This is a genomic window from Bradyrhizobium sp. CCBAU 051011 (assembly GCF_009930815.1).
In the GTDB taxonomy this organism is placed as follows: Bacteria; Pseudomonadota; Alphaproteobacteria; order Rhizobiales; family Xanthobacteraceae; genus Bradyrhizobium.
This window is the reverse complement of sequence record NZ_CP022222.1, coordinates 8,983,783-9,008,293: the sequence shown is the minus strand read 5'-3', so window position 1 is coordinate 9,008,293 and position 24,511 is coordinate 8,983,783. Positions and strand designations below refer to the sequence as shown.

The 24,511-nt window shown below is 59.8% G+C and carries 24 protein-coding genes; 14 read left to right on the top strand and 10 right to left on the bottom strand.

Going from position 1 to position 24,511, the window contains the following annotated elements; genetic code table 11:
• Positions 1–71 precede the first annotated feature (71 nt).
• A complete protein-coding gene (locus ACH79_RS42350; protein WP_161856058.1) occupies positions 72–1,271 on the bottom strand; it encodes a glycosyltransferase in 1,200 nt (399 codons plus the stop codon).
• A 193-nt stretch (positions 1,272–1,464) separates the two neighbouring features.
• On the opposite strand from ACH79_RS42350, the gene ACH79_RS42345 reads away from it, so the two are divergent.
• The 5 genes from ACH79_RS42345 (at position 1,465) to ACH79_RS42325 (ending at position 5,354) form a co-directional block, all read left to right on the top strand.
• Positions 1,465–2,652 (top strand): glycosyltransferase family 2 protein, encoded by a 1,188-nt coding sequence (locus ACH79_RS42345; protein WP_161856057.1) that lies wholly within the window; start codon positions 1,465–1,467, stop codon positions 2,650–2,652.
• A gap of 169 nt (positions 2,653–2,821) precedes the next feature.
• A complete protein-coding gene (locus ACH79_RS42340; RefSeq protein ID WP_161856056.1) occupies positions 2,822–2,980 on the top strand; it encodes a hypothetical protein in 159 nt (52 codons plus the stop codon).
• 490 nt (positions 2,981–3,470) lie between these two features.
• Positions 3,471–3,701 (top strand): hypothetical protein, encoded by a 231-nt coding sequence (locus ACH79_RS42335; RefSeq protein ID WP_161856055.1) that lies wholly within the window; start codon positions 3,471–3,473, stop codon positions 3,699–3,701.
• Between the two features lie 38 nt (positions 3,702–3,739).
• Positions 3,740–4,081, top strand: coding sequence for a hypothetical protein (locus ACH79_RS42330; RefSeq protein WP_161856054.1), 342 nt, complete (start codon positions 3,740–3,742; stop codon positions 4,079–4,081).
• Between the two features lie 388 nt (positions 4,082–4,469).
• The gene (locus ACH79_RS42325; RefSeq protein WP_161856053.1) at positions 4,470–5,354 is read left to right on the top strand and encodes a PEP-CTERM sorting domain-containing protein; all 885 of its coding nucleotides are present in this window, start codon (positions 4,470–4,472) and stop codon (positions 5,352–5,354) included.
• A gap of 191 nt (positions 5,355–5,545) precedes the next feature.
• On the opposite strand, the gene ACH79_RS42320 is transcribed toward ACH79_RS42325, so the two are convergent.
• Both ACH79_RS42320 and ACH79_RS44935 read right to left on the bottom strand, forming a co-directional pair.
• The gene (locus tag ACH79_RS42320) at positions 5,546–8,149 is read right to left on the bottom strand and encodes a bacteriophage N4 adsorption protein A (protein WP_161856052.1); all 2,604 of its coding nucleotides are present in this window, start codon (positions 8,147–8,149) and stop codon (positions 5,546–5,548) included.
• 96 nt (positions 8,150–8,245) lie between these two features.
• The gene (locus tag ACH79_RS44935) at positions 8,246–8,371 is read right to left on the bottom strand and encodes a hypothetical protein (protein ID WP_256380297.1); all 126 of its coding nucleotides are present in this window, start codon (positions 8,369–8,371) and stop codon (positions 8,246–8,248) included.
• A gap of 525 nt (positions 8,372–8,896) precedes the next feature.
• Here ACH79_RS44935 and ACH79_RS42315 point away from each other — a divergent pair.
• From ACH79_RS42315 to ACH79_RS42300, 4 genes are all read left to right on the top strand, one after another.
• Complete coding sequence (locus ACH79_RS42315; RefSeq protein WP_161856051.1) at positions 8,897–9,193, top strand: hypothetical protein; 297 nt, start codon at positions 8,897–8,899, stop codon at positions 9,191–9,193.
• A gap of 272 nt (positions 9,194–9,465) precedes the next feature.
• A complete protein-coding gene (locus ACH79_RS42310; RefSeq protein ID WP_161856050.1) occupies positions 9,466–9,741 on the top strand; it encodes a hypothetical protein in 276 nt (91 codons plus the stop codon).
• A gap of 533 nt (positions 9,742–10,274) precedes the next feature.
• Positions 10,275–10,649, top strand: a complete 375-nt coding sequence (locus ACH79_RS42305; protein WP_161856049.1) for a hypothetical protein — start codon at positions 10,275–10,277, stop codon at positions 10,647–10,649.
• Between the two features lie 177 nt (positions 10,650–10,826).
• Positions 10,827–11,984: an epoxide hydrolase family protein gene (locus ACH79_RS42300; RefSeq protein ID WP_161856048.1), complete on the top strand. Its 1,158-nt coding sequence runs from the start codon at positions 10,827–10,829 to the stop codon at positions 11,982–11,984.
• A gap of 25 nt (positions 11,985–12,009) precedes the next feature.
• On the opposite strand, the gene ACH79_RS42295 is transcribed toward ACH79_RS42300, so the two are convergent.
• Complete coding sequence (locus tag ACH79_RS42295; RefSeq protein WP_161856047.1) at positions 12,010–12,951, bottom strand: GAF domain-containing protein; 942 nt, start codon at positions 12,949–12,951, stop codon at positions 12,010–12,012.
• Between the two features lie 119 nt (positions 12,952–13,070).
• On the bottom strand, positions 13,071–13,865 hold the full coding sequence (locus ACH79_RS42290; RefSeq protein WP_161856046.1) for a class II aldolase/adducin family protein: 795 nt from the start codon (positions 13,863–13,865) through the stop codon (positions 13,071–13,073).
• Here ACH79_RS42290 and ACH79_RS42285 point away from each other — a divergent pair.
• Positions 13,864–14,016, top strand: coding sequence for a hypothetical protein (locus ACH79_RS42285; protein ID WP_161856045.1), 153 nt, complete (start codon positions 13,864–13,866; stop codon positions 14,014–14,016). The two genes, ACH79_RS42290 and ACH79_RS42285, sit on opposite strands and share 2 nt — an antisense overlap.
• Positions 14,017–14,025: 9 nt before the next feature.
• Entirely contained in the window at positions 14,026–15,036 is a 1,011-nt protein-coding gene (locus ACH79_RS42280) for a glutathione S-transferase N-terminal domain-containing protein (protein ID WP_161856044.1), read from the top strand.
• Positions 15,037–15,067: 31 nt separating this feature from the next.
• Here the strand turns inward: ACH79_RS42280 and ACH79_RS42275 are convergent, their stop codons facing one another.
• From ACH79_RS42275 to ACH79_RS42255, 5 genes are all read right to left on the bottom strand, one after another.
• Positions 15,068–15,697, bottom strand: a complete 630-nt coding sequence (locus ACH79_RS42275) for a 2-hydroxychromene-2-carboxylate isomerase (protein ID WP_161856043.1) — start codon at positions 15,695–15,697, stop codon at positions 15,068–15,070.
• 529 nt (positions 15,698–16,226) lie between these two features.
• Complete coding sequence (locus ACH79_RS42270) at positions 16,227–18,137, bottom strand: NAD(P)/FAD-dependent oxidoreductase (protein WP_161856042.1); 1,911 nt, start codon at positions 18,135–18,137, stop codon at positions 16,227–16,229.
• Positions 18,138–18,151: 14 nt separating this feature from the next.
• Positions 18,152–18,925 (bottom strand): SDR family NAD(P)-dependent oxidoreductase, encoded by a 774-nt coding sequence (locus ACH79_RS42265; protein ID WP_161856041.1) that lies wholly within the window; start codon positions 18,923–18,925, stop codon positions 18,152–18,154.
• A complete protein-coding gene (locus ACH79_RS42260; RefSeq protein ID WP_161856040.1) occupies positions 18,915–19,571 on the bottom strand; it encodes a TetR/AcrR family transcriptional regulator in 657 nt (218 codons plus the stop codon). The genes ACH79_RS42265 and ACH79_RS42260 overlap by 11 nt, the downstream gene beginning before the upstream one ends.
• Entirely contained in the window at positions 19,568–21,064 is a 1,497-nt protein-coding gene (locus ACH79_RS42255; RefSeq protein WP_161856039.1) for an AMP-binding protein, read from the bottom strand. The genes ACH79_RS42260 and ACH79_RS42255 overlap by 4 nt, the downstream gene beginning before the upstream one ends.
• Before the next feature lie 170 nt (positions 21,065–21,234).
• On the opposite strand from ACH79_RS42255, the gene ACH79_RS42250 reads away from it, so the two are divergent.
• The 3 genes from ACH79_RS42250 (at position 21,235) to ACH79_RS42240 (ending at position 24,511) form a co-directional block, all read left to right on the top strand.
• Positions 21,235–22,494, top strand: a complete 1,260-nt coding sequence (locus ACH79_RS42250; protein ID WP_161856038.1) for an ABC transporter substrate-binding protein — start codon at positions 21,235–21,237, stop codon at positions 22,492–22,494.
• Between the two features lie 98 nt (positions 22,495–22,592).
• Positions 22,593–23,495 carry a branched-chain amino acid ABC transporter permease gene (locus tag ACH79_RS42245; protein WP_161856037.1) on the top strand — a complete coding sequence of 301 codons (903 nt, stop codon included), beginning with the start codon at positions 22,593–22,595 and terminating at the stop codon, positions 23,493–23,495.
• Positions 23,492–24,511, top strand: a complete 1,020-nt coding sequence (locus ACH79_RS42240; RefSeq protein ID WP_161856036.1) for a branched-chain amino acid ABC transporter permease — start codon at positions 23,492–23,494, stop codon at positions 24,509–24,511. The genes ACH79_RS42245 and ACH79_RS42240 overlap by 4 nt, the downstream gene beginning before the upstream one ends.

The following is a 24,511-nucleotide window of genomic DNA, read 5'->3' as shown; positions in this document are numbered from 1 at the left end:
ATCTCACTACCTGGAAGTATGAGGTATGGCGCAACGGGGGTGCCGGCAATTTGTCGGCCCAACCGCCCGGTCTAGGCTTCAATCAGCCCGATCAGCTTAGCCGCTTCCTTGTCGACATCATGGCGCTCCAAAACCCTTTGGCGGGCACTTTCTCCCATTTGCGTGATCGCTTCCGGCGCCGTGCCAAGACATTCTCCCATTGCCGCAGCCAGGCTCTCGAGATCGCCGGCAGGAACCAGCCAGCCGTGCTCACCATGCTCGATCAGTTCGGGGATGCCGGCGACGAACGTACTGATGACCGGTCTGCGGAGCGCCATGGCTTCCATGATGACGACCGGCAGACCTTCGGCGAAGCTCGGCAACACCAGCGCGCGGGCTGCGAGAATTTCGGCCCGCACCTCGTCACTGCTGATCCAGCCCGTTACTCGCACAATGCCAGCCAGCTTGTACTTTGCGATGAGCGTCTCGATCTCGCCGCGCATTTCGCCGTCGCCGGCGAGCACCAGTTCGAATTTTGTCCCGCGCTCCGCCAGCAGCCGTGCTGCCTCGATCAGGAGCAACTGCCCCTTCTGTTCACACAAGCGCCCCACGCAAACCAGTCGTCGTTCACTGCCTGCCGGCGCGGTGACGTCGGTTTCGTGGAAAGTTGGCTCAAGCCCGCAATGGACCACTTTTATCTTCGGCCAATACGCGTGGGTGACATTGCGAAAGAGCTGACTGCGTCCGAATGAACTGACCGCGACGACAAAGCGAGCCCGCTGGATTTTCTCGGGAAGCGAGATGAATTTCGGCTTGTCGAATTCTTCAGGTCCGTGGGCGGTGAAGCTCCAGGGCGGCCCGCCCAGTTCGCCGACAAGCATCGCGACTTCGGCCGAATTGGTTCCGAAATGAACGTGCAGGTGCTGCACGTTTTCGCTGCGTAACCAAAGGGCTACCTGACATGCTTCGAGCAAATAAATCAGATGAACGGGAAGGGGGCGCTCCGCCCGCAGGCCGACCTTCAACGTCAGAACGAGCGCGCGAAACAGGCCGACGGGGTTGGTTGCCAGGATCCGCAAAAATGAAACCAGCAGCGGCCCCGCACCGCCGCGCAGGACGTAACGCGTGCGAGTCTGCTCCAGCTGATCTTCGGAACCGCGCTGCGCATCGTCCCAGCCCCGCACCGATATGCGCACGATCTCGTGCCCCAGGCGTTCGAGCGCCAGGATCTCGCGCCGAATGAAACTGTGGCTGACAGCCGGATAATGGTTAACCAGATAGGCGATCTTCATGAAGGATGCTCTGCCTGACTTTATCCCAAAGTAGGCCCGTTAAAGATGCCCATTTTTGTTCCGCGCGCCTATTTATCTAATTGGGAAATATAGTAGTAATCGAGCTGGAAACAGGATATTTATATCCCGCTTCCATATTCTCTTTTTTGCCTGACAAAACGTTAAGTCAAACGTTTCGAGATCGGTTTTTGCGATGTTGATCTTGGCCGCTCTGGCTGGATTGCTCAGCGTTCCCGTCGCTGTCCTGCTGGTTGAAGTCATTGCGGCCCTCAAGGCGCCGAGGCTGGAGCCTTTCGAAGTCCAGGAATTAAATAGCGAGAAGCGCCTCGCAGTCATCGTTCCCGCGCACAATGAGAGCCTGGGCCTCGTTCCGACGTTGCAGGATATCAAATCCCAGCTTCGCGCTGGAGACCGCCTTGTCGTCATTGCCGATAATTGCACTGATGATACCGCGGCGGTCGCGGCCGAAGCGGGTGCGGAAGTTGTTGTCCGCAACGACCGCGAAAGAATCGGCAAGGGATTCGCGATGGGGTGGGGCATAACCTATCTTGCCAAGGACTCACCTGATTTTGTTCTCTTCGTCGACGCCGATTGCCGGCTCGAGGCCGACCTGATCGAAGGGCTGAAGCGGGTCTGTCAGCAGGTTCAGCGGCCGGTACAAGCGCTGTTCATGATGCGAAGCGCTGAAAATTCACCCATCAATCACAGCTTCGCGGAGTTCGCCTGGATTCTCAGAAACTGGATCCGTCCCCTTGGACTGAGAAACCTTCATTGTCCCGTTCAATTGATGGGAACGGGAATGATGTTTCCGTGGAATGCGATCAGCTCCGTACCATTGGCCAGCGGTCATCTGGTTGAGGATTTGAAGCTGGGGCTCGATCTCGCGCAAGCGGGCAAGGCTCCGTATTTCTTTCCGTTCGTGAAAGTTACCAGCACATTCCCGACCAGCGCCAAGGGCACCGACAGCCAGCGTCAACGCTGGGTGCAGGGTCATCTCGCTATGATCGGAAGATTCGTTCCGCAGCTTCTGGCTGGCGGCTTGAAGCGCGGCGACGCCAATGTTCTTGTGCTGGCGCTTGATCTTTTGGTGCCGCCGCTCTCTCTGCTTGCGCTGATGATCGTCGGCATGATGGGCCTGACTTCATTGGTCACATTGCTTGGAGGTCCGTGGTTGCCCACCCTGATCGCGGGCGGCAATCTCGCTGGATTTATCCTATGTGTTCTTCTGGCCTGGTTTAGATTCGGGCGCGAGGTTTTTCCGGCGCACGTGGTATTATCGTTCGGTTCTTTTGCATTTAAAAAGATCGGGTTCTACGGCCGGATGTTGCTAGGCGGCACAGCATCCCATTGGATACGGACCGACCGATCAACGCCTAACTAGCTATGTTTGGCCCGCGGTTTTTTTCGCGACGTCCCCCAAATGGGTCACGCAACCGTTATCGAACTCCCATAAAAACGCGCCGACAAAGGTTAAACGGAGTCCAGTTGCATCACCGAATTTAACTGGCATGCCGTTTGCCTGAGTTCTCAGGCAGGAGGAGGGGGCACACATGAAAGCGCACAGCCGCACGACCATTCTGCCGAAACCAAAGAAGCCGCCGAAGGCCTTGAAAAAGCAGCCGGCCGAGACCATTGCGGAACGATATCTCGAATTGCGACGCCTTCGCGAACGTCTGTCCGAGGCGGAAGCTTTGCGAAGTTCACAATGATAAAGTTGCGTCAAGGACTGACGCCGCCGCTCTACTTGGCGGCAATCGGGATCGCCATGGTTGGTTGGCTGTGGGCGATATTCACCGGTGTGGAATGGCTCTTAGGGGTCTAGGCAGTCCGCTTCTTGGCGTGCGCACAAGACATGCTCCCAAACCGGACCATGGTTGCCCAGCGGGTTGGTCCTATCGTCCGGGAATATTCCCGCTTCCGTCGAATTTTCTCACGGCGATATTGCGCTGTTGCATTCCTGCCGCGGCGCAGAAGAATTAGCCAAGCCAAACAAGCGTTCATATCAACGGCCCCCTTTGTGGGCTATCAAACGAGCTCAAGAGCCGTTCATCTAGAGTTGGAAAAACGCAGGCGAATTCGGCGGCACGCTTGCGAATCGTCCCGTAGTTGGGATTTCTAGCTCAGACAGCATTGAGTTCGATCAGCGGCTTTGAGTGGTTGCGACACCGTTCTTCCGGCGTGAGAGCCGGGATGGTGCCAATGGAGCAGGGGACTGTGGCCGTGTCGGATAAACTGACAAGCGCATTGCTTGCCGCGCTGAATGAATCGACCGAAATCAAAGAGAGCGACTGGCTGAAGCTCGAAAGGGCATTGCACGGTCAATCGGACCGGGACGATAATCAGCCGGGCAGCGAACTGAAAACGGCACCGGAAAACAGGTTCGCCGCCACGGTATGCTCGGGGATGGCCAAGATTCGAGCGGACGTCTGAGCCTTCCAGCGCCCTTCTGTCGGCGGCTGTGATATGAAATGGCGTCGATCTTTGCGTGGGACGTCATGCGGAAGTGCCTGCTCGCATTGTTGGCCTTGACCCTGGGCGCAGAAGCGTTTGCGCAGGACCACGGCCGTATCAAGCGTCCGCCGCCCTCGCCGGCTGAAGCGGAGCGTATCGCCTCGGAGATGGCCATGAACGACACCCTGCTTCAAAAGGGGGATATCGTCGTCACCGACCGGGGCTTTTTTCTTTTTCGTGGACTGGCGTCAGACGGCGTGACCAACGAGTTCGCGAGGGTGCCAGATCCGGCCCTGCAGGCACGTCAGCCGGGCAATCTCACCGCAAAGTACCGTTCGGACAGTCGGCGGCAGAACTAGTCCGCACCGGGGCCATCGCTCGGGGTGAGGCGAATCGGGCCATCATTTTAAATCGAATTGGTTAATTTAGGTCCCCGAATTAAAGGCCAGTCAAGCTTACCGGACGGTTATCACGGGCTTTTTGAGCATTGAACCTTGGCGCTTTTAAGGGGACATATCTGGAGCGAGAGTCAGCCAGGGGAATCGAGCTGCGCTTTGGCAAAAAGGGCTTCAAATCCGGCGGGTTGCGCGTGTGGAGATCCATTCGCAACAACCTGCGCGTTCAGCCTGTTAACGATAAACGCTGCCACGGAAGACGCATCTTGCATCGGACAAGGTCCGTGGTAATAAAGTAGTAACAATAAGCGATGGTGTTCGATTTAATTGTTCACCTCTTGAGGAGTTTAATATGTCGCTACGGCCTGGGTTGCTCATTGCTCTATCGATTACCTTGCTAGGTTCCACGGCCGCATCGGCGGTCCCGGTCACCGTTACCAGCTACGAAATGAACAATGGCAATGGGCTGATTCAAAACGGCAACTACAACTATTTCGATTCGACCTATTCCGTTCCAACCAATGCAAATACCAACGGCTCTTCATTGGTCGTGCCGTCAAATGGGGCCGCCAAGGAAGCGTGGCTGACAGGCGGAACGGGCAAACTGACCGACAATACCATTCCAAGCCAGAATTACTCGTTCGTGCCCCAAAACTACGTCGGCTGGAAGTATCAAGATCCCACCATCATTTTTCATCTTGAGGCCGGCAAGAGTGTCAGCTCGATTACACTGTACGTGGCGAGTTCGTACGCTAGTACGCTCGGCTTTGGGGGCCTCGTGGGCCAGCCCGCTTCGGTAGGTGTATCGATCACTACCGCCGGCAACACGACTTTTACGCCGACCTATACGACAACCTTTACCGACTATCTGAACAACCCGTACACCGGAACTGAAGTTATTACGCTTGCCTTCGCCTCGCCCATCCTTTCCAGCGATACTTTCAGCCTGACCCTGAACAGGGGGTCTTTGCTGCTGGATGGCATCAATTATTACAACAATCATGTCGTCGGATACGGGTGCGACGCCCCCGCCACCAATTGCTTCCTCGATAACGTCAATGACTTCAAGAACAGCGCCTACATTCCAAATCTGCAGCCTTGGATATTGCTGAGCGAGGTGCAGTTCACTGCCGCAGTGCCCGAACCCTCGACCTGGATCATGATGCTTCTCGGCTTTGCGGGGCTAGGTTTTGGCATGTATCGGCGCCAAGCTGGATGCATGCCAGCAGCGGCATGATCTGACCTCTGCGCAAGAAACAGAAAACGACGAAAGCCACCGAGAGGTGGCTTTTTGTTTGGCCGCCAGCCGATTTGAATGGTCCCGCTTTAGTTGAGCCTTGCATCCCAAGAAGATGGAAACGCATCAATCCTCGGGCTTTGCCTGCTGAGAGCGTACCATTGAGCGAGTGCTTTGCAGACCGTGCCGTATCAGTAGTTTATCGACGTCTGCGCGAAGATCCCCTGCGCCCGCTGATCTCCCGCAAGGCGCCAGCGGTACTGCAGCGTCAATTCCCAATACGAAGGGGGCGCTGTATATTTTGTCTCGCCAAACCAGTAGCGCAATGAAGCGCCGGCGCCGGCCGAGTAGGCCTCACGGTTGGCGAAGGAGTCGTCGTAGTTGGCGGCCAGCACGGCGTGCGGGAAGAAGACCAGCTTGCTGCTGATAGGATCGAGCCGGAAGCTTCGTCCGAAACGGCCTTCCATGATCGCGACCAGCTGCCGCTTCTCGAGGAAGCGATCCACTTCCGCATAGACGTACCAGGTCGGCCAGCTCGCATCCAACACACGCAGATCGGTTCCGACTGTGTGGGAGTAGAGGGCGCGCAACAGCGTGTCATCGCGGGCCGCATCGCCGAGCGCGAAAAGCTTGTCGACTTCGAAAACCAGATTGGCGTTCGAGAACGGTTTCCAGCGGGCGCCCACCATGCCCTGCGTCGTGCGTGCGCCGGTCGGTCCGCCGGACTGGTCATAGAGAGTTTCGAACAGCCGGCCGAACAGCTCGAATATCGCGCCGTTCCTGTATCCGATCCCTTCGGGACGATAATAGAACTCGGTTCCCAACTGCGACGTGTAACTGCTGGCCGCCGTTATCGTCTGGAACGGATTGGGCGCCGAACCAACCTTACCGTATGTAATCGAACTGTTGATGCCCCAAACGCGGGCGAGGTCCGAAACGGTCCGACGCGTCTCGAACAGCTTTTGATCGTTGATATCGATCCGCCCGTCGGCCTTGGCGTCGATCCCTTCCATCAGGTACGCGATGGCTTTTGAATTTTCGAAGCGACGCATGGCGGTATATCCCGCATCGATCGTGGCCCGAGCTGGCAATTGTCCACGGGCATGCGCGCGATCGAAGCGAGCCAGACCTTCCTCGTCATTGCCTACGGCGACGGCGAGATAGCCGAGGTCGGCGTCCCGAATCGAACGCAATCTGCCCTCGGCGATTGCCTGATCGAACAGGATGCGGGCTTCCGGTTTGCGGTCCAGCTCCACCAGCGTGTTGATCTGCGCACGCAGCGCGCCGTCCCGCTGAATAGCGGTCTTGGCGAGCCGTTCTGCCGTTCTGAATTCGACGAGCGATTCTTCCTTTCGCCCGAGCGCCTGCAGTGCATACGCCTTGCGGATCGCGGTCTCATAGCTGACGGCCAATTTCTGAAGCGCGCGCAATGCCCGCATCGGGTCGTTGGAAGCCAAGGCAGCATCGGCGAGGGCGAGCCGAACGTCGTGGGCCTGAGTGGGCGGGAGGCCCCGCTTCAGGGCGTTTTCCCAGTCTGACATCGCGCCACTGAATTTCTTGAGCTTGCTGCGCGCATAGCCGCGCTGCGCATAGATTTCCGCGCTCGAATGCCCCGCGTCGATCGCCTTGGTTGCTTCGACCTCAGCTTCCGCAGGGCGGCCGGCGGACATCAGGATATTGACCAGCAGGAGGCGGTTCGTGGCGGCTTCTGGTTCAAGCTGAACAGCTTTGCGCGCCTCGACGATGGCCAAGTTGTAGTCCTTGTCTCGTTCCGCCCGATAGGCCCGTTCCTTCGCTTCAAAGATTTCCTTTGCGGCCCTTTCTTCCGGCGATGCAGAAGGGATCAATATGCTCAGGACGGCAGGCGCCTCGAGTTCGCAAACCACACCGTTGACGGTGGTTGAACACTCCTGCACCGGCGTCGGCATGCTGCCATTGTTCGGAAGCGTGCCCCTGTGCTGGCTTGCACCTTCGGCGTCGGTGAGCCTCGTAACGACTTTGGGGTCAGTTCGCGAATAGCGGCCCAGCAATTCGATCGCGGCGTTGAAATCGCCTGACGCCAAAGCTGCATCGGCGGCGATCAACCGGACGTTCTTCTGCTGGGCTGCGGTCAGGCCCGGGATCGCCAGGGCCGCGTTGAAGTCGGAGATGGCGTCAGCGCGCTTCCCCAGTCGCTGGTTGATATAGCCGCGCCATACCAGAGGAACATAGTTCGCCCGGTCGCGTGCGACCGCTTCAATGGCCGTTGCCAATACCGCCGGCAAATCATTGTCCGCGATCTGGGCACTCAGTAGCAACAAGCGGTAGGACATCGAATCCGGGGCGTATTCGACGGCGCTGCGGGCGGCTCGGATCGCCGCCTTGGCATCGCCCCTTTCAAGCGCCTTGTAGCCATCGCTGGCCGGCTGCTGGGCGAGGCGCTGCCGAATGGTTGCTTGCCGGCCTTCGAGCTCCTGGTTGCCCGCAAAAGCTGCAGACGCGGCCTTCGTGGCCTGTTCAGCTCGGGTGAGGTCGCCCGCGGCGATCAGCGAATCGATCAGGAGGAGATGCAGGCGGAGGAGATCAGGACGGAGCGCCACAGCCTCGGCGGCGCTTGCCGCGGACGCCCTGTAATCTCGCTGGCCGAACGCCTTGTAGGCGGTCTCCGCGGCCGTATAGGCGTCTCCCTCAAGCGGGGGGCCGCTGTCCGCGACCTGAGCGCTGGCGCCGGACCACAGCACCGCCACGAGCAAAAGCGCAGCCAGCGCTCCCCGAAAAACCGTCTGGCTCAGGTAATTTCCGCCCCAATTGCCCATGCAACCAGCGTTACGCCAATCCCGTTAAATTTTAACGCAGAACTGTAATCGAGGCGGCGATTCAGCGGAACCGGGATTTGCTCTTTGGCGGACTTGTCACGCCTTGATGTCATTCATTTTTCTCACTTTTTCTGCGGCTGTGATGTTTTTGCTGCGAAATGTCCGCCCAAATAAGCCACGGCGCGCGTTAACGATTTTCCCGTTGCGCAGTCCCTGCAGCACGCGCGTTCCGATGGCGGCTGGCCGTCCATATTTGAAGCACGGCGTATTAATTCACCGAACTGGAGTCCGGTAATTGAGGGATCCAGGCCGCCCAAGGTGCTAGCTGCCGGGCTCCGCTTCAAGGGACCGGGCCGTTCGATCCTGCCGTCGCTGTCGAGCAATCCCGCGCGAGCCGTTGCAGGCGCGGATGACTTAGCCTCCGGACCGATCTCGCGCCACCGTCCGGTGAAAAGAAATTGGCAACGAGGATGATGATCGTTGATCCAATGTCCAAGCCATTGTCGTCTGCAGGCAGGGGGCTGCACACTTCGGCAGCCTGATCGACGCGTCGATGCGTACCGCTCGGTATCGGCTGGCTGTGTCGTAGTGAGCGAGCGGCAGATCGCGGGCGTTGATCTGCACCCCCGTACGGTCTCTTGACGTCGCCGAATAGTAAACGCCCGTCACACCAGGCTCGGGACCATTAGGGTTAAATGCGTTCGCCCGTTGCAGAGGTCAGCAAGAATCTGAATTTGTGGGTTCAGGGTGGCGGTCCAGGCCGGCGCTCAATTTGAGGTGTTTTCAATCGTTCATTGTTTCAGTTTGTCAAAGTCCGGGTTGATGGATCTTAATATGGATATTGAGACGAACGCGGCCTCGATGAACCGGCAAACATTCAAGCTGGTTTGCGAGCAATGCGGGAGCCTGACGGTTGCGTTGCCGGTCGAAGCCCTGCCGGATCCATGCTCCATTCTGAAATGCGGCCGGTGCGGCTCTCCAAGAGGAACGCTTCAGTCGCTGCGCGACACGTCAATTCAGGCGGGCATTCGGCATCCGGTGTAGCGCAGGCGGCCAACGGGTCCGATGCGCCCACAGTCCTGAACGGGGCTCGGCTTATCGGGCACTTGATCGCCTGATGTGAATGCGGGTTGTGGTGACATAACCACTGAACCCGTCGAGGCCGATCCCGGTTTTACCCTGGAAAATCAGGGCAGGAGGCCTAGTCAGCTTTCGGTCAAGCGGATAGGCTCGGACGGAACTAGTTTTTGTTTGTCGGTGTGGGGCTTCGTATTTTCGGAGCAGCAGCTAGTTAATTCGCGAGGGGGAGACGAGATATGCGAACGATCTGTGCGTCGGTGCTGGCGGCCAGTTTCTTGATTGCTTCCAATGCCAGTGCCGCGCCGCTTCTGAGCCATATGCAGCCTGCTCCGGGTTCGCTCATCACGGCCGCGAAGGTGATCTGCGACGAGGCGGGCAATTGCTACCGACCGGATCGGCGCCGCCCGGTCGCCCGGTGGGTTTATGGCGACAAGAATTTCTATGGACCGTACGCTGGACCTGGTTACTACGGCAATCCGCGCCATCGCTATAACTGGTGGCCCTGGTACTGATCGCGGGCCGAATATCTGCCAAACGAGGATCGGCCAGACTTCGTAGCTGCGGCGGCCGTCAGCCTGCCGAAAGCCAATGCAGGAATGTGGCGCAGCCGCAAATGAGCTGTGACGCCAGCATGAGAACCGCCCATGAAACGAACAGGATACGAATCATCCCCGCGCTCTCGACCGGCTGCAGATCGCTAATCGGTCGGGCATAACGCTCCACATTCGAATTTGTTCATCATCGCGGAGCGTGAAGGCTCGCTTTGCTTGGCCCTTGAGCGAGGCGAAGCGCACCCTGGAGTTGTTTTCGCATGAAGTGGGCTGCCATCCATGGTCGCGGCCGTCGCGAGCGAATCTTTGCGCGCGTTGCAATTATATCTCCACATGTGGATTGCCGTGGAACCCAAATAAAGCCGGTTTCGCCCTATAAACCGTATCAAATCGCTGCTATAGGATTGCGCAATGCCGCCGATATTGGCGGCCAATCAAACCTTGCGATCCCAGTTTTAAGATAATCACGCTGTTTAATTGTCATGGCTGTTAAAATGAATGATGCGGTTGCGTGGACCCAGCGTCCTCGAAGCGTCGGGTTAAGCGACAAGCCCGACGTGGCTGATATCTCCAAGCCCATACGGCACGAACCGGCATTCGATGGCGTCGATTGGTCGGCTGCTGCTCCTGGTTGGCTTTCAATAATCGCCGGGCTATTTCTGCCGTTGCTGGCTCTCGCTCTGCTCGTCGTTTCCATCGACCTTGCTTTGGTTTGGTTGTTTGAAAGATGGATTGACCCTTCATCGAACATGTCGCCTTTGCTGCTTGTCGCGATCATGTTTCCGCCGGCGCTGATAAGCGTTTTTTGCGGCTTCAAGCTTTTCCTCAATTTTAAGGATGCGAGGACGGCTGCATCGCGCAAGCAATAGGGCGCTGAGCGGATTGATCGCCTGCTGCATCTGACGGCTTCGACGTTCGTGTGAAGTCTGGAGCGAAAATCAGCGCGCCCCGGCGCCTCCCTTGATATCGGCCTCGTGTGCGACGATGATTTCTGCTGGGAAAGTCCGTCCCGGCAGCTTCGCCTGGATACGAAAGGGGGGCCTTTCATGAGCGCTGAAATCAAACCCTATCGCATTTCGATCGGGGACGATGTTCTCGAAGATCTCAAATCGCGGCTGCGCAAGACGCGCTGGCCGGAGGCCGAACTGGTCGACGACTGGAGTCAGGGCGCGCCGCTGAAATGGATCAAGGATATTTGCCGCTACTGGGCCGAGGAGTACCATTGGCGCCAGCGCGAGGCGCGGCTTAATCGTTTTGCGCAGTTCACCACCGAAATCGACGGGCTCGACATTCACTTCCTGCACGCTCGTTCGCCGCATCCGGACGCGATGCCGCTGGTCATCACGCATGGCTGGCCGGGCTCGGTGGTCGAGTTTCACAAGGTGATCGAACCCTTGACCGATCCGACCGCGCACGGCGGCAACGCTGCCGACGCGTTTCATGTCGTTTGCCCGTCGCTGCCCGGCTTCGGCTTTTCAGAGAAGCCGAAGACAACCGGCTGGGGCATCGATCGCATTGCATCGAGTTGGGCGGTGCTGATGGATCGCCTCGAATATGTGCGATACGGCGCGCAGGGCGGTGATTGGGGATCGGCAATCACCACCGCGCTCGGCGCGCAGGACCCGGAACATTGCGCCGGCATCCACATCACCTTAGCGATGTCGGCGCGTCCCAATGCGGAGGGACAGCCGACGCCGGAAGAGGCGCGGGCCTTGAAGGGCATCCAGTATTACGCCGATTGGGATTCCGGTTATTCCAAACAGCAGTCCACCCGGCCGCAAACGCTTGGGTACGGCTTGACGGATTCCCCGAGCGGGCAGGCGGCGTGGATCCTGGAAAAGTTCTGGGCCTGGACCGACTGCGACGGACATCCCGAAAACATCCTCGGCCGGGATGAATTGCTCGACAATGTCATGCTTTATTGGGTGACGGCGACGGCCGCTTCATCGGCGCGCCTGTACTGGGAAAGTTTTGGGCCGAAGCGCCGGACGGCTCACAAGGTGACGGTGCCGACCGGTGTTGCCGTCTTCCCCAAGGAAATCGTCACACCGGTGCGAAAGTGGATGGAAGCGAGCTACACGAACATCCGGCACTGGAGCGAAATGCCGAAGGGCGGTCACTTCGCGGCTTTCGAGCAGCCGGACCTTTTCGTGCAGGAGGTGCGAAACTACTTCAGAACGCTGCGCAAGCCGCCTGTTTCCTGATCAGTGGGCCCCGCGCGCCCGCTGTCTAGAGATACCAGGCGAGCACCGCCTTGAGCAGCGCGTTTTCGATTACGGGAAGAACGACGATCTGGTTCATGCCGGCTGCGCGCGCTAGCTGCGCCGCAACGGATTCGTCGACGTTCAGATGCTCGTTGATGGCGGGCATGCCCGTCGCCCAGGCGCCGCCGATGCTGCCTTCGCCCTTGCGTATCGTCTTTGACGCATAAAGCGAGGCGAGATCGGCATTCTTGCTGCAATCGCCGGACTGAAACACCAGCACCGTTCGCGACGGGTCCGGCACCCAGATCTCAAAACGCCTGGCGATCGGCGTTGCCTGTGCGGACAGGAAGGTCATGACCCAGGTCTGGTCCGGAGGCGTGGCGTAGGGAATGCCGACGCCGCAATTGATTCCGATTTCGCTGGCTTCCTCCCAGCGCAGGAAGCTCTTGGCGTTGTGTAGATCCTTGATGATCAGCGGCATGCCGGCCTTCCAGGCACGGCCGGGAAGGCCGAAGCCGCGCGGGAATTTCGTGTGCCGCGAATTGAACTCGAACATGTCGGCGGTGCCGTAGTAGCCGTCGACCAGGCCCATCTCGTGGGACTTCTCGGGGTCGTTGTGCCAGAGCTCGATGGCGCCGACGTGCTTTTGGTCGTCGCCACAGAACAGCACCATCACCGCCATCAGGAATTCACCGGCAAAGACCGGCAATGCAACGCCACAAGTCAATCCGGCCTCGATCGCCTCGTCCGTGCGCTTGAAGTAGGAGTTTGCGAATTTCGTGAGGATGACCGGATGGCCGGCGGCCCATGCCTTGCCGGGCAGCCCTTCGTCATAGGCGAACAGCGCGTTCTCGCTGACGGCCTTGAACTCCGAATACTCGTCGCTGCAAAGACAGCCGCCGAACTCCAGGCGGGTGCGGGTTCGGTCGGGCACCCACAATTCAACCACGCGAATGAATGTCTTCATCTGGACGCACCTGTCGCCACGCCTGATAACAGCATCGGCGATTTAGCGGCGACAGGTGCGATCAAATTACAGGCAGGCGTCGCCCAAAGTTCGTGCGGCGTTTCGGGGTGCCCAGCGGCTCAGTTCCGATACGACGGATCGGTGCGGTCGAGCTTGCGCAGCAGCGCCGGCCAGGCGAGTTCGCCATTGCGCGCGGGCCGGTCGGTTCGAGGCCGCATCTTGTCGTAGGTTTCTTCCAGCACGTTCTGCGGCGGGTAGATCAGCTTGGTGTTGCAGGACAACGCCATGACCTGCACCTGGCAGGCGCGCTCGAGGCGGAACAGCACGTTGAATGCCGCAGGCACGGTGCGGCCGACGACGAGCAGGCCGTGGTTGCGCAGGATCATGGCTTCGTGGTCACCGAGATCCCTGACCAGCCGCGCGCGCTCATCGACATCATCGGCGATGCCTTCGAAGTCGTGATAGGCGATGTGGAGAAACCGCATCGAGGTCTGCGCCAGCGGTAATAGCCCGCATTCCATGGCCGAGACCGCCATGCCGGCCGGCGTGTGCGTATGCGCCACGCAATCCATGTCGTGCTTGGCCATGTGGATCGCGCTGTGAATGACGAAGCCCGCGACGTTGACGTCATAGTCGGAGGCGTTGAACAGCGTGTTGCCCTCGACGTCGACCTTGATCAGGCTGGACGCGTCGATTTCCTCGTAGAGCATACCGTAGGGATTGATCAGGAACTGGTCGGTCGTCCCCGGCACGCGGCAGGAGATGTGGTTGGCGACCATCTCGGTCATGCCGTATATCGCGGTGAGGCGGTAGCAGGCCGCGAGGTCGACCCGCGCCTGCCATTCTTCCGCGCTCACCTGTTCGCGAACCGATTTGACGACCTTGACGGCGGGTGAGCTGACAGGAGGATTCATGGCGTTTCTCCGCGGAGAGGAATTATCCGGCCCGCTGCGGCCGATCATTGTTCGGCAGGATAGCTGCATTTTGCCGCTCGGCAAGGCGAGCATCGCAGGCGTTATTGCGGGTCTGGCGGGTGAAAATCGAATGCGCTATGGCAGCAGATGAGGGAATGCCATGACCAAGGGACGCTACCGGCTGATCGGCTCGACCGCGTCGCCCTACGCCATCAAGCTGCGCGCGCTGCTGCGCTACCGGCGAATTCCCTTCGACTGGGTCATCATGACCAAGGCGCTGCGCAAGGCGACCGAGCATTTGCGGCCCAATCTGATTCCGGTGCTGCAATATCCAGACGGTACCTACCGCGGCGAGACGACGACGCTGGCGTATGACCTCGAGAGCCGTCACAAGGACCGCTCCATCATTCCCGACGACAAGGCGGTCGCTTTTGTATGCGATCTGCTGGAAGACCTTGCCGACGAATGGGCGGTCAAGCCGCTGTTTCTCTATCGCTGGTGGGATCCGGAAGACCAGGCCTATGTCTCGCGCTGGGCGGGCGAGGAGTGGTCGGTCTCGGAGGCCGAAACCGGCAGTGCGGAGGAAATCGAGCAGTTCCGGCAGCGGCAGATTTCACGCATGGTCATTCTCGGTGCGACTGCGGAAAACAAGCCGCTGCTTGAGGAGAGCTACGTGCGAATGCTGGCAGCGTTCGAGCCCCATGTCGGGATGACTAATTATCTGTTCGGCAGCAGGCCCTCGCTCGCCGACTTCGCCTGGTTCGGCCAGCTCAGCGAAATGGCGACCGATCCGACCCCGATGCGGATCATGCGCGCGAAGGCGCCGTTCACCGATCATTGGGTGCGGCGCCTGGACGATGCCTCGGGCGTTGAGGGCGAGTGGTATCGGCGTGAACAGGCGCTTGCCGGCATGGCCGAGGCGTTACTGAAGATCGCTGGCGAACTTTATCTGCCGTTCCTGGTCGCCAACGCCGAGGCTTTCGCGAAAGGCGTTGAGCGACTGGAGATGAATGTTTGGGGCCTGCCTTATGCGCTGGCGCCGTTCAAATATCAGGTGAAGTGCCTGCAGCAGCTTCGCGACAAGTTTGCAGCGCTGGATGCGGACAGCAGGACCGCGTTGCGGACGGTGCTGGAGCGCACCGGGTGCTGGCAGCATTTGGTGGGTGGCTAAACTAGCCAAAAAGAATGCGAGGCTTGTGGCTTCACGTCCGGTGGCGACTGCCCAGCGCCGTTGTGATCGATTCCGGATTTTGGATGCGCTCGATCAGCATGTCGATGCGATCGCCGCCCCAGAACAATTCACTGTTGAAGACCATGGTCGGCACGCCGAACACGCCGAGCGCTTCTGCCTCTTCGATGATACGGTCGTGTTCGGCCCGCGCAGGGCCGTGGACGTAAGCTTCGAATTGTTCCGACGAACCGCCGATCGATGCGATCACGCCCGAGATTGCCGACAACTCGTCGATTTCGAGATCATGACTCCAGAACCGCCGGAATACCGTGTCGTGATACGGCCGGAACAGGCCGTGGCGCTGCGCGAACAACATGCCGGCGCTGGAATAGAAGGCGTCATAGATGCGCCGCGGCCCCTTCATGACGAGGCCCTGCGCATTGGCGTAACGGCGCGCGTCCATATAGGCGTAGCGTACCTTGCGCCAGAAATGCGGCGTGCGCTCTTCCACTGTTCCCATGAATTCAGGAATGCGCAGCGTGTAGGGCAGCCATTCCAATTCGACGCCGTAAGCTTCCTCGAGCTCGAACAGCCGCTTGTTGGCGACGAACGCGTAGGGGCTTTTGTAATCGGTGTAGATTCGTACGCGCGGCCTGCCCATGATGTGTCCCTCTTCGATCGAATCAGTATTCCCGATCCGGGTCGAGGATGGAACTACACGACGCGGTGTTGAGACTGCAAAAACGAATGGGCCCCGGTGCATTCAAGCATCGCGGGGCCCTACATCTTCGTTATAGGCGAAGGATTTCTGGTAGACACCAGTATTTGTCTCAGGATCCGGCAGCGCGTGGCCTTGGCGCTCCAGTCCTGCGGATATGTTCGATTTGTCGAAAGGCGCAATGAGGCTGGCAGCTGCTTATGACCTCAACCGCGCCTGGACCTTGCGCTGAGCAAGGTCACCGGCTGACCCGGTGGCGTCATGCTCCTCTCCAAGAGTTGGCCAACGGACTGTGTCCGCTTTCTCTGCGTGTCGTCTCGATCATGTAACCGGGGCGCCAATGCCTGCGAAGCGGGGAGCTCACGCTCCGTGACTCCTGCAGGTGCAGTGGCGGAAATGCTGCGGCAGATAGAGGCACGTGTCAAGTAAACCAAGGTTTGTCTGTCCACCGGGTTCCCACGCCCGTGGTATGTCAGGCCTTTGTGTGGCGGTAATCACGTAAATCGGGATCGTGGGTCATCGCCCAGTAATCCACGAACCGCCATGGCATTGCCGAAAATACCCGGCCCTGCTTGTTGCGGTAATAGGTCGTCATGCCGGGATGCGTCCAAATCAATTGCTCATGCTCAGCATCTACTTGTCTGATGTATCGATCGTGTGCTTCCTGCCGAACGTCGATTGCGGCGATGTCTTGCTCGATCATTTCGACGAGACAGGCCGAGATGTAGCGGCTCTGGCATTCCGACTGGAAGATCACGCTGCCGCCATGTGCGGGACCTGAATTGGGGCCGAGCATCACGAAGAGATTTGGAAAGTCCGGCACGGTGAGCCCGAGATAGGCGGTCGGGTTGTCGTTGGCCCAGGCCGTCTTCAGATTTTTTCCATCGCGCCCTGTGATGTTGAGGCGAGCAGCCATCTCCGTGACCTTGAAGCCGGTGGAGATGACGATGATATCCGCGGGCCGCAGCTTGCCGTCCGCAGCGACAATGCCGTCGGTCGCGAAATGGTCGATCGTGTCGGTGACCAGCTCGACATTGGGCTTCGTCAGCGTCTTGAACCAGTTGTTGTCGAGCAGGATGCGCTTGCCGTAGGGCGGATAGGTCGGCACGCATTTTTCGATCAGATCCGGACGATCTTTCAATTCAGAGAGGATGAAATTGGTCAGTTCCTCGCGATGCCGGTCGTTGCCCTTGTTGACGGCGCGGTCCGGATGCGGCCATTCCGGGTCCTTGCGCAGGAACGGCAACAGGCCGTCGCCATAGCGCCAGAACATGTTGAAGCGATACCACTGCACATAAAACGGCAGGTGCGCGAGCAACCACCGCGCTCCCTCGGTGATGGGATCGGAATAGCCCGCCACCGGCCGCGCCCATTGCGCGGTGCGCTGGTAAACGGTGACCGAGGTGACGCGGTCCGCGATCGACGGGACCAATTGCATGGCGGTGGCGCCGGTGCCGATCACGGCAACGCGCTTGCCGTCGAGATTGATGTCGTCGGACCACAGCGCGGAGTGCAGCGTCACTCCCTTGAAAGCTTCCTCACCCTTGAAGTGGGCAGGGTGGGGGTCGTTGAGCTGACCGATGGCACTGACAAGCGTGGCCGATTCAAATATCTCTTCGCCATTGGCGCTCTTCAGCGTCGATATCCAGCGTCGCTTGCTCTCGTCCCAGCGCGACGATGTCAGTTCGGTGTTGAGGCGTAGATGGCTCCGGATATCGTGTTCGAGTGCGACTTTCTTGAGATAGTCGAGCAATTCCTGGCGCTGGGCGAAATATCGCGTCCATGGGTTCCTTTTTCCGAACGAAAAGGAATAGGAATGGTTCGGCGTATCGACGCCGCAACCGGGGTAGCGATTGACATACCAGGTGCCGCCGAGTTCGTCGTTCTTCTCGACGATGGTGTAGGGAATGCCGAGTCGGCCCAGGGAGACACCGAGCGCAATCGCGCAGACACCGGCGCCGACGATCAGTACATGCTGCTGGGCCAGTTTCTCGTTTGATGGCGGCTTGGTCCAGCGCGCTTCCCGAGGAATGAATCCCATTTCCTCGCGCATCAATGGCGCGTATTCCGGGGTTACGTTCTCGCCCAGCGTCGCGCGCATCATCTTCAGCATCAGTTCATTGCCGGGGTCGGTGATGGCCGGCTTCGGTTCGCCGTTTGCGAACAGCTTCAACACGGCCGCGCGAATCTCGGCCTGGATCTCCTCCGGTACGCCGGCATGCGGATCCGGAATCAGGCGGACGTCGCGCTTGGGCTTGTAGGGCGGCTCAAGCCACCGTTCATCGCCGGTCATGTGCACCAGGACCATCAGCAGGACACGAATATCGCCCTCGGCGATGGCCGATGACAGATCGAGTTTCTTGCGCGGCAGCTCGATATTCATGCTGATGTCCTCGTTTACGCGCCTGATGGTTCCGGCAAGCCGCCATAGGCGGCCCAGGTGGTACCGGCGATATAGCCGGCATCGACGGGAAGGTTGATTCCGGTGACGCCGCTGCTCATCGGCGAAAGCAGCCACGCGATCGCCTGTGCCACCTCGATCGGCTCGAGCAGCCGGTTCATCGCGGTCGGGCTTTCGAGTAACTTCCTGTTCAGCGCGCCCGAGGCGATGCCGGCTTCCAGCGCGACGGTGCGGGTGAAGCCGGGCGAGACCGCATTGACGCGGACGCCGCTGCGGCCCCATTCGGCGGCCAGCGTCTGCGTGATCTGGATGACGCCGGCCTTCGCCGCGGTATAGGCATGGATGGGGCCTGACGTCATGCCTGCAACGGAGGCAACATTGACAATCGCGCCATGCCGGCGCTCGGCCATCTTCACGCCGACGCTGCGGGCGACCAGAAAGGTGCCGCGCAGGTCGATATTGACCTCGCGGTCCCATTGCTCCATCCGCACGTGTTCGATCCGGTGCATCTTGCCGAACACGCCGGCGGCATTGACGAGGCCGGTGATCGGGCCGTGCGCGGCCTCGATATCGGCGATGCCGCTGACGACGGCGCTTTCGCTTGCGACATCGAAAGGCGCGGGCCACAGGATCGTTTGCGTATCCGCCAACGGCTCCGGCGCGATATCGACAATAACGACCTTTTGGACTTGTTTGGCGAGGAGCGTGGCGGTTGCCGCGCCAATGCCACGGCTGCCGCCGGTAACGAGGACGACGCCTTCAGCGGTCATGGCCGTTCTTCCTCTCTGGTACGAACAGACCGCGCGTGACCAGTTTCTGATAGGCGGAGAGGACGTGCTCGGGCGCTGCCGTGACGTTGCCGCCAACATAGGAGTAGCGGCGGCTCAAGTAGCCGCGCGCACCCATCAGCATGTGAACGATGGCTTCAAATTCCTCGTCGCTGTAGTCGATGATCGCGCCGGCGTGGCGGGCGCGCCGGAGAATGCGGACATAGGCGGTCGCGATATTGTCGAGATGCTTCTGGTAGCCGATCGGTGCGAAATATTCGGCCTCGTTGAGGATACGCAAGAACTCCGGCACCTCGCGGATGAAGTCGAAGAAGGCGCTGAAGCGCTCGATCTCCTGCCGTGCGGCGTGCGCAGTGCCGGTGCGCTCGCGAATGAAATGAACCATGTCGATGCCGATCTTCGGCAGCAATTGATCGAGCAGTTCCTGACGGTTTTCGAAATGATTGTAGAACGTGCCCTGCGCGACGCCGGCTTCCTCTGTGATGCGGGCGACCGAAGCTTCGGCGTAACCATACTTGCCGACGATCTTGGTGGCGGCGTCGAATATCTTGCGCTTGGTCCAGGCGTTGCGCTCGACACGGTTGAGTTTTGTCACTTTGCCCGATGTGGCTTGCGATGATTGCGTCATGCGTGGGATTCCAGTTCGGCGCGCAGTACGCGCTTGAGAACCTTGCCGGAAGGATTGCGCGGCAGGCTGTCGCGGATGATGAGTTGCTTCGGCACCTTGAAGCCGGCGAGGCGTGCCCGGCAATGATCTGTGAGATCGGATAATTCCAGCATGGCGCCATCCCCGAGCACGACGACTGCGACCGGCTTTTCTCCCCAACGATCGTCCGGCATGCCGACAACGGCGACTTCGCGCACCTGCGGCAATTCATAGATGACGCGCTCGACTTCGGACGAAGCGATGTTCTCGCCGCCGGAGATGATCATGTCCTTCTTGCGGTCGGTCAGATAAAGAAAGCCGTCTTCGTCGAGATAACCAATGTCGCCAGAACGAAACCAGTCGCCGAAGAAGGCGGCGGCGGTTTTCTCCGGATCTTTCCAGTAGCCTTGCGTGACCTTCGGCCCGCGCAGGCAGATTTCGCCGTTTGCGCCTGATGGCAGCCTGTTGCCGGCATCGTCGCGGATTTCGATCTCAACATGGGCGATGGCGCGACCGGTCGAGCCGATCTTTTCGATCTCGCGGCCGGCTTCCATGAAGGTGTCGCCGCCGCAGGTCTCCGTCAGGCCATAGGCGTCGATGTAGCGGGCGTTTTTGAAATAATCGGAGAAGGCGCGGATGCGAACTTCTGGTGTCTTCTCGCCGCCGCCGATCGCCCAGCGTAGGCTGGAGACGTTATAACGGTCGCGGGTCGGGCAGGTGAGGATCGCGGTCGTCATCACCGGGGCAAACCATGCGGCGTTGAGTTTCTCCGCGTCGATGGCGGCGAGCGCCTGCTCGGGCTCGAAGTTGCGGTGGATGGAAAGCATGCCGCCATGCCAAAGCACTGCAATGCCGGGCAGGTCGAGCGCGCCGACGTGGTAGAGCGGACCGACCACCAGCAGTCGCGTGTCCGCGTTCAGTCCCAGCACGAGCGTCTGGTCGGCCGACTTCCAGTACATATTTTCGTAAGTGAGCATCACACCCTTGGGGCGGTCGGTCGTGCCTGACGTGTACATCAGCCGCATCAGGTCGCGCGGCTGCTTCACATGCATCGGGGCAGGGGCGATATCGGGCGCAAGATGCGTTGCGTTGGATTGCGCAGCTTCATCGAGCAGCATCACCGGCACGCCGCCGGCCGCGATGCCCGCAAGCTCCGCATCCGCAATCAGGATGCGCGCGCCGGAATTGCCCACGATGTAACCGACCTCGTCGGCGGACAGGCGATAATTGATCGGCAGAAACACCGCGCCGATATGGCTGGTCGCGAACACCAGCTCGAGAAACGCCGTGCTGTTCTTCATCAGCACCGCAACGACGTCGCCGGGCTTGATCCCGCGCGCCGCGAGCCATCCGCCGACGCGGCGGATACGGTCGTCGAATTCGGCATAGGAGACATCCTCGCCGCGATATTTCAGCGCACAGCGGTCCGGCGTCCGCCGGGCGTGAAATGCGATGAAGCTCGAAAGATTGATCATTATCAGCTCGAACGGCCGGTTGCCGGGGGCGCTTCTCCAAATATGAATTCTGACTCGTAATTCATATTTGGCTTGACGTCACCCCCTTTGCTCTGAAATTCTCGGGTCATACGGAGACGACACGATCTCCGGCCGGGATTTGGGAACGCAAACCCACAAGGGAGGAAGCAATGACGAGAACCCGCAAACCGGGCGTGAGCCGACGTGCGACGTTGGCGATGATGGGCGCCGGTGCCGTGACATTCGCGGCGCCCTGGGTGGCGCGCGCGCAATCCAAGACCATCAAGGTCGGCATGCCGACCATTCTCTCCGGACGTGTCGCGCAGCTTGGCACCTCGTCGCGCAACGGCGTGACGCTGGAAGTCGAGAAGGTCAATGCTGCCGGCGGTCTGGCCGGCCGACAGATCGAAATGGTGATCCGCGATTCCAAGGGGCAGCCGCAGGAAGCCGCCCGCGTCGCGCGAGAACTGGTGAATACCGACGGATGCGAAATTCTGATCGACGCGGAGGCGTCGTCGGGCGCGTTCGCCGTGCATGAAGTGGCGCGCGATCTCGGCGTGCTCTGCATTCACACCAATTCAGAAACGTCGTCGCTCACCGCCGATCCGAAACAGCACATCCCCAACGCATTCCGCACTGCGCGGCAGGGCGTGCACGACTCGATCGTCGGAGGCAGCTACGCAGCGACAATCGCGAAAGCCAAGGGCCTGAAGAAATGGGCCACTTGCTCGCCCGATTATGCCTATGGCCGCGACACCACCGGCGAATACGTGACGTATCTGAAGCGCTTTGCGCCTGATGTCGAGATCATCAGCGAGTCCTGGCCAAAGCTGTTCCAGCCAGATTACACCGAGGTGGTGACGAAAATCCTGCAGGCCAAGCCGCAGGCGCTGTACTCCTGCCTCTGGGGCGGCGACCTGACGTCCTATATCGATCAGGCAAACATCTACGCGCTGTTCAGCCAGATGGAAGTTTTCGCCGTCAACATGGCCGACTACACCGCGCTGACCGTGGTGAAGAACCTGCCGAAGGGCATTCACTCCGGTAACCGCTACATCAAGACCTATCCCGCGACCGCGGAGAACGCCGCGTGGGGTGACGCTTACAAGGCGAAGTACAACGAATATCCCACCAACTGGTCGTGGGAAAACGCAACTGCAATCATGCTGTTAGCGGAAGCTTCGAAGAAGGCGAATTCGGCCGACGGCAAGAAGATTGCAGAGGCACTGCGCGGCCTGAAGATCAAGTCTCCTTTCGGCGCCGACGGCACGGTCACCATGCGCGCCGAGGACCAGACGCTGGTCGGCTATGCGATCGGCTGGGGGACCACGATCCCGCAGGAGCCCTACGTGCCGCAGGTTCAGGCAGGCGACTGGAAGACGATCTTCGAACTCGAAGCCGAGTGGAAGAAGAGCAAGGGTTACACCTGATCGATCGGCGATCACGGAGGCGGCGTGAGCCGCCTTCGTTCGTTGCGGAGTTTTTCTCGCGCGCCGTTCATTGTGGCGTGCCGTAATGGATGCTTCCCTTGGATATCGATGCGCTTACCGGCTGTCTCGCCAGTTCCGCCTGTCTGGTGACGCAAACCACCAGTGGCTTCATCATCGGCATGTTGCTGTTCCTCGTCGCCGTCGGGCTGACGCTGATCTTCGGTGTGCTCAAGGTCGTCAACTTTAGCCACGGCGCCTTCTATATGTTCGGCGCCTATTTCGCGATGACGGCCTATCAGCTCACCGGCAGCTTTGCGCTGGCGATGCTGTGCGGCGCGGCCGGCACGGCCATCCTTGGCCTGATATTCGAACGCGGTTTCATGAGTCGCGTCTATGGCGCCGACGTGTTGATGCAGGTTCTCGTCTGCTACGCCTTCGTGCTGATCTTCGATGATGTCGTGCGGATGATCTGGGGCCCCGAATTCAAATCGATGGGCATGCCGGTGGCGTTCCAGGTGGCACCGCTATTCATCGCCGGCGGGGTGGTGCCGCCATACTATCTGCTGCTGATCAGTGTCGCGCTGGCGGCTGCGGCGGTGCTCGGGCTCGGATTGGCGCGCACAAGAATTGGCAAGGTGATCCGGGCGGCGGCGCATAATCCGGGCATGGTGTCCGCGCTCGGCATCAACACCGGCCTGATCTATGGCGGGGTGTTCGCGCTCGGCGGGATGCTGGCGGGCCTGGCCGGGGCGCTGGCCGCGCCAGTGCGTTCGCTGACGCCGGGCATGGGATTTTCGGTCCTGATCGAATCCTTCATCGTTACCGTGATCGGCGGCATGGGCTCGATCCTGGGCGCGCTGATCGGGGCACTGCTGATCGGCATGATCCGTTCCTTCGGATCGCTCGGCTTCCCGCTGTTTACCGAAGGGCTGATGTACCTGTTCATGGTGATCGTCCTTGTATCGCGGCCGACCGGGCTGTTCGGCAAGGAGGTCGCATGACCGAGCTGCAGGCCGATCAGGGCGCGCAGGCACTCGAAGTCGCTCACGTCCAGGCAAAGACGCGGCGCAATCGGGATGTCCTGATTGCGTTGGCGGTCTTTGTCATCCTTGCACTGTTGCCGATGCTCTTCAGCAGCAAATTTCTGCTCGACTTCGTGATCCGCTGCGCGGCCTACGGGCTGTTCGCGACGTCACTCAATCTTCTGGTCGGTTACACCGGCCTGACTTCGTTTGGCCATGGCATGTTCTTCGGCCTTGGTGCCTACGGCTTCGGTTTGATGATGCAGAAGACCGGCGTTTCCGTCCCGGTGGCTTTCGTTGCCACGCTCGCGATCACGTTTGTCACAGCCCTCATCATTGGCGCCATCTGTGTGCGGCTGAAGGAAATCTATTTCGCCTTCGTGACGCTGGCGTTCCAGATGCTGATCCACTCGACCATCCTGTCCTGGGTATCGCTGACTGGCGGCGATCAGGGATTGCGCGGCGGCATCCCGCGGCCGCCGTTTTGGGGTATTGATCTATCGAACCATCTGCATCTCTACGTCACGAGCTGCGCGTTGCTGGTGATCGGACTGTTCCTGATGCATCAGATCGCGCAGTCGCCCTTCGGCTACACGTTGCGCATGATCCGCGACAACGCCACGCGTGCGAGCTTCATCGGCATCGATGTCTGGCGTGCCAAGTTGACGATCTTTGTGCTCGCGGCGCTGTTCGCCTCAACCGGCGGGGTCATCATGGCGCTGTTCGTCTCAGGGGCCTATCCGGAATTCGCCTATTGGACCATTTCGGGCGAGGGCATCTTCATCAACATGCTCGGCGGCGTGACCACGTTCCTTGGGCCGATGGTCGGCACCGTGCTGCTCCTGATCCTCAACGACACCGTCACCCGACTGACTGAATATCATGGGCTCGTGCTGGGGATTGTGATCCTGTTCTTCGCGATTGGCTTGCGGAAGGGCCTGATGGATTTCGTCGTTGAATGGTACGCGCAACGCCGCGATGGTCGCGGGAAGTAG

Excerpts from the sequence above, each read along its gene's own strand:
- ACH79_RS42240 (WP_161856036.1), top strand. The coding sequence starts at position 23,492 with ATGACCGAGCTGCAGGCCGATCAGGGCGCGCAGGCACTCGAAGTCGCT.
- ACH79_RS42260 (WP_161856040.1), bottom strand. The coding sequence starts at position 19,571 with ATGACGCAATCATCGCAAGCCACATCGGGCAAAGTGACAAAACTCAAC.
- ACH79_RS42330 (WP_161856054.1), top strand. The coding sequence starts at position 3,740 with ATGGCGTCGATCTTTGCGTGGGACGTCATGCGGAAGTGCCTGCTCGCA.
- ACH79_RS42345 (WP_161856057.1), top strand. The coding sequence starts at position 1,465 with ATGTTGATCTTGGCCGCTCTGGCTGGATTGCTCAGCGTTCCCGTCGCT.
- ACH79_RS42310 (WP_161856050.1), top strand. The coding sequence starts at position 9,466 with ATGCGAACGATCTGTGCGTCGGTGCTGGCGGCCAGTTTCTTGATTGCT.
- ACH79_RS42335 (WP_161856055.1), top strand. The coding sequence starts at position 3,471 with ATGGAGCAGGGGACTGTGGCCGTGTCGGATAAACTGACAAGCGCATTG.
- ACH79_RS42320 (WP_161856052.1), bottom strand. The coding sequence starts at position 8,149 with ATGGGCAATTGGGGCGGAAATTACCTGAGCCAGACGGTTTTTCGGGGA.
- ACH79_RS42270 (WP_161856042.1), bottom strand. The coding sequence starts at position 18,137 with ATGAATATCGAGCTGCCGCGCAAGAAACTCGATCTGTCATCGGCCATC.
- ACH79_RS42280 (WP_161856044.1), top strand. The coding sequence starts at position 14,026 with ATGACCAAGGGACGCTACCGGCTGATCGGCTCGACCGCGTCGCCCTAC.
- ACH79_RS42255 (WP_161856039.1), bottom strand. The coding sequence starts at position 21,064 with ATGATCAATCTTTCGAGCTTCATCGCATTTCACGCCCGGCGGACGCCG.
- ACH79_RS42340 (WP_161856056.1), top strand. The coding sequence starts at position 2,822 with ATGAAAGCGCACAGCCGCACGACCATTCTGCCGAAACCAAAGAAGCCG.
- ACH79_RS42285 (WP_161856045.1), top strand. The coding sequence starts at position 13,864 with ATGGCGTTTCTCCGCGGAGAGGAATTATCCGGCCCGCTGCGGCCGATC.
- ACH79_RS42325 (WP_161856053.1), top strand. The coding sequence starts at position 4,470 with ATGTCGCTACGGCCTGGGTTGCTCATTGCTCTATCGATTACCTTGCTA.
- ACH79_RS42305 (WP_161856049.1), top strand. The coding sequence starts at position 10,275 with ATGAATGATGCGGTTGCGTGGACCCAGCGTCCTCGAAGCGTCGGGTTA.
- ACH79_RS42295 (WP_161856047.1), bottom strand. The coding sequence starts at position 12,951 with ATGAAGACATTCATTCGCGTGGTTGAATTGTGGGTGCCCGACCGAACC.
- ACH79_RS42290 (WP_161856046.1), bottom strand. The coding sequence starts at position 13,865 with ATGAATCCTCCTGTCAGCTCACCCGCCGTCAAGGTCGTCAAATCGGTT.
- ACH79_RS42275 (WP_161856043.1), bottom strand. The coding sequence starts at position 15,697 with ATGGGCAGGCCGCGCGTACGAATCTACACCGATTACAAAAGCCCCTAC.
- ACH79_RS42250 (WP_161856038.1), top strand. The coding sequence starts at position 21,235 with ATGACGAGAACCCGCAAACCGGGCGTGAGCCGACGTGCGACGTTGGCG.
- ACH79_RS42300 (WP_161856048.1), top strand. The coding sequence starts at position 10,827 with ATGAGCGCTGAAATCAAACCCTATCGCATTTCGATCGGGGACGATGTT.
- ACH79_RS42350 (WP_161856058.1), bottom strand. The coding sequence starts at position 1,271 with ATGAAGATCGCCTATCTGGTTAACCATTATCCGGCTGTCAGCCACAGT.
- ACH79_RS42265 (WP_161856041.1), bottom strand. The coding sequence starts at position 18,925 with ATGACCGCTGAAGGCGTCGTCCTCGTTACCGGCGGCAGCCGTGGCATT.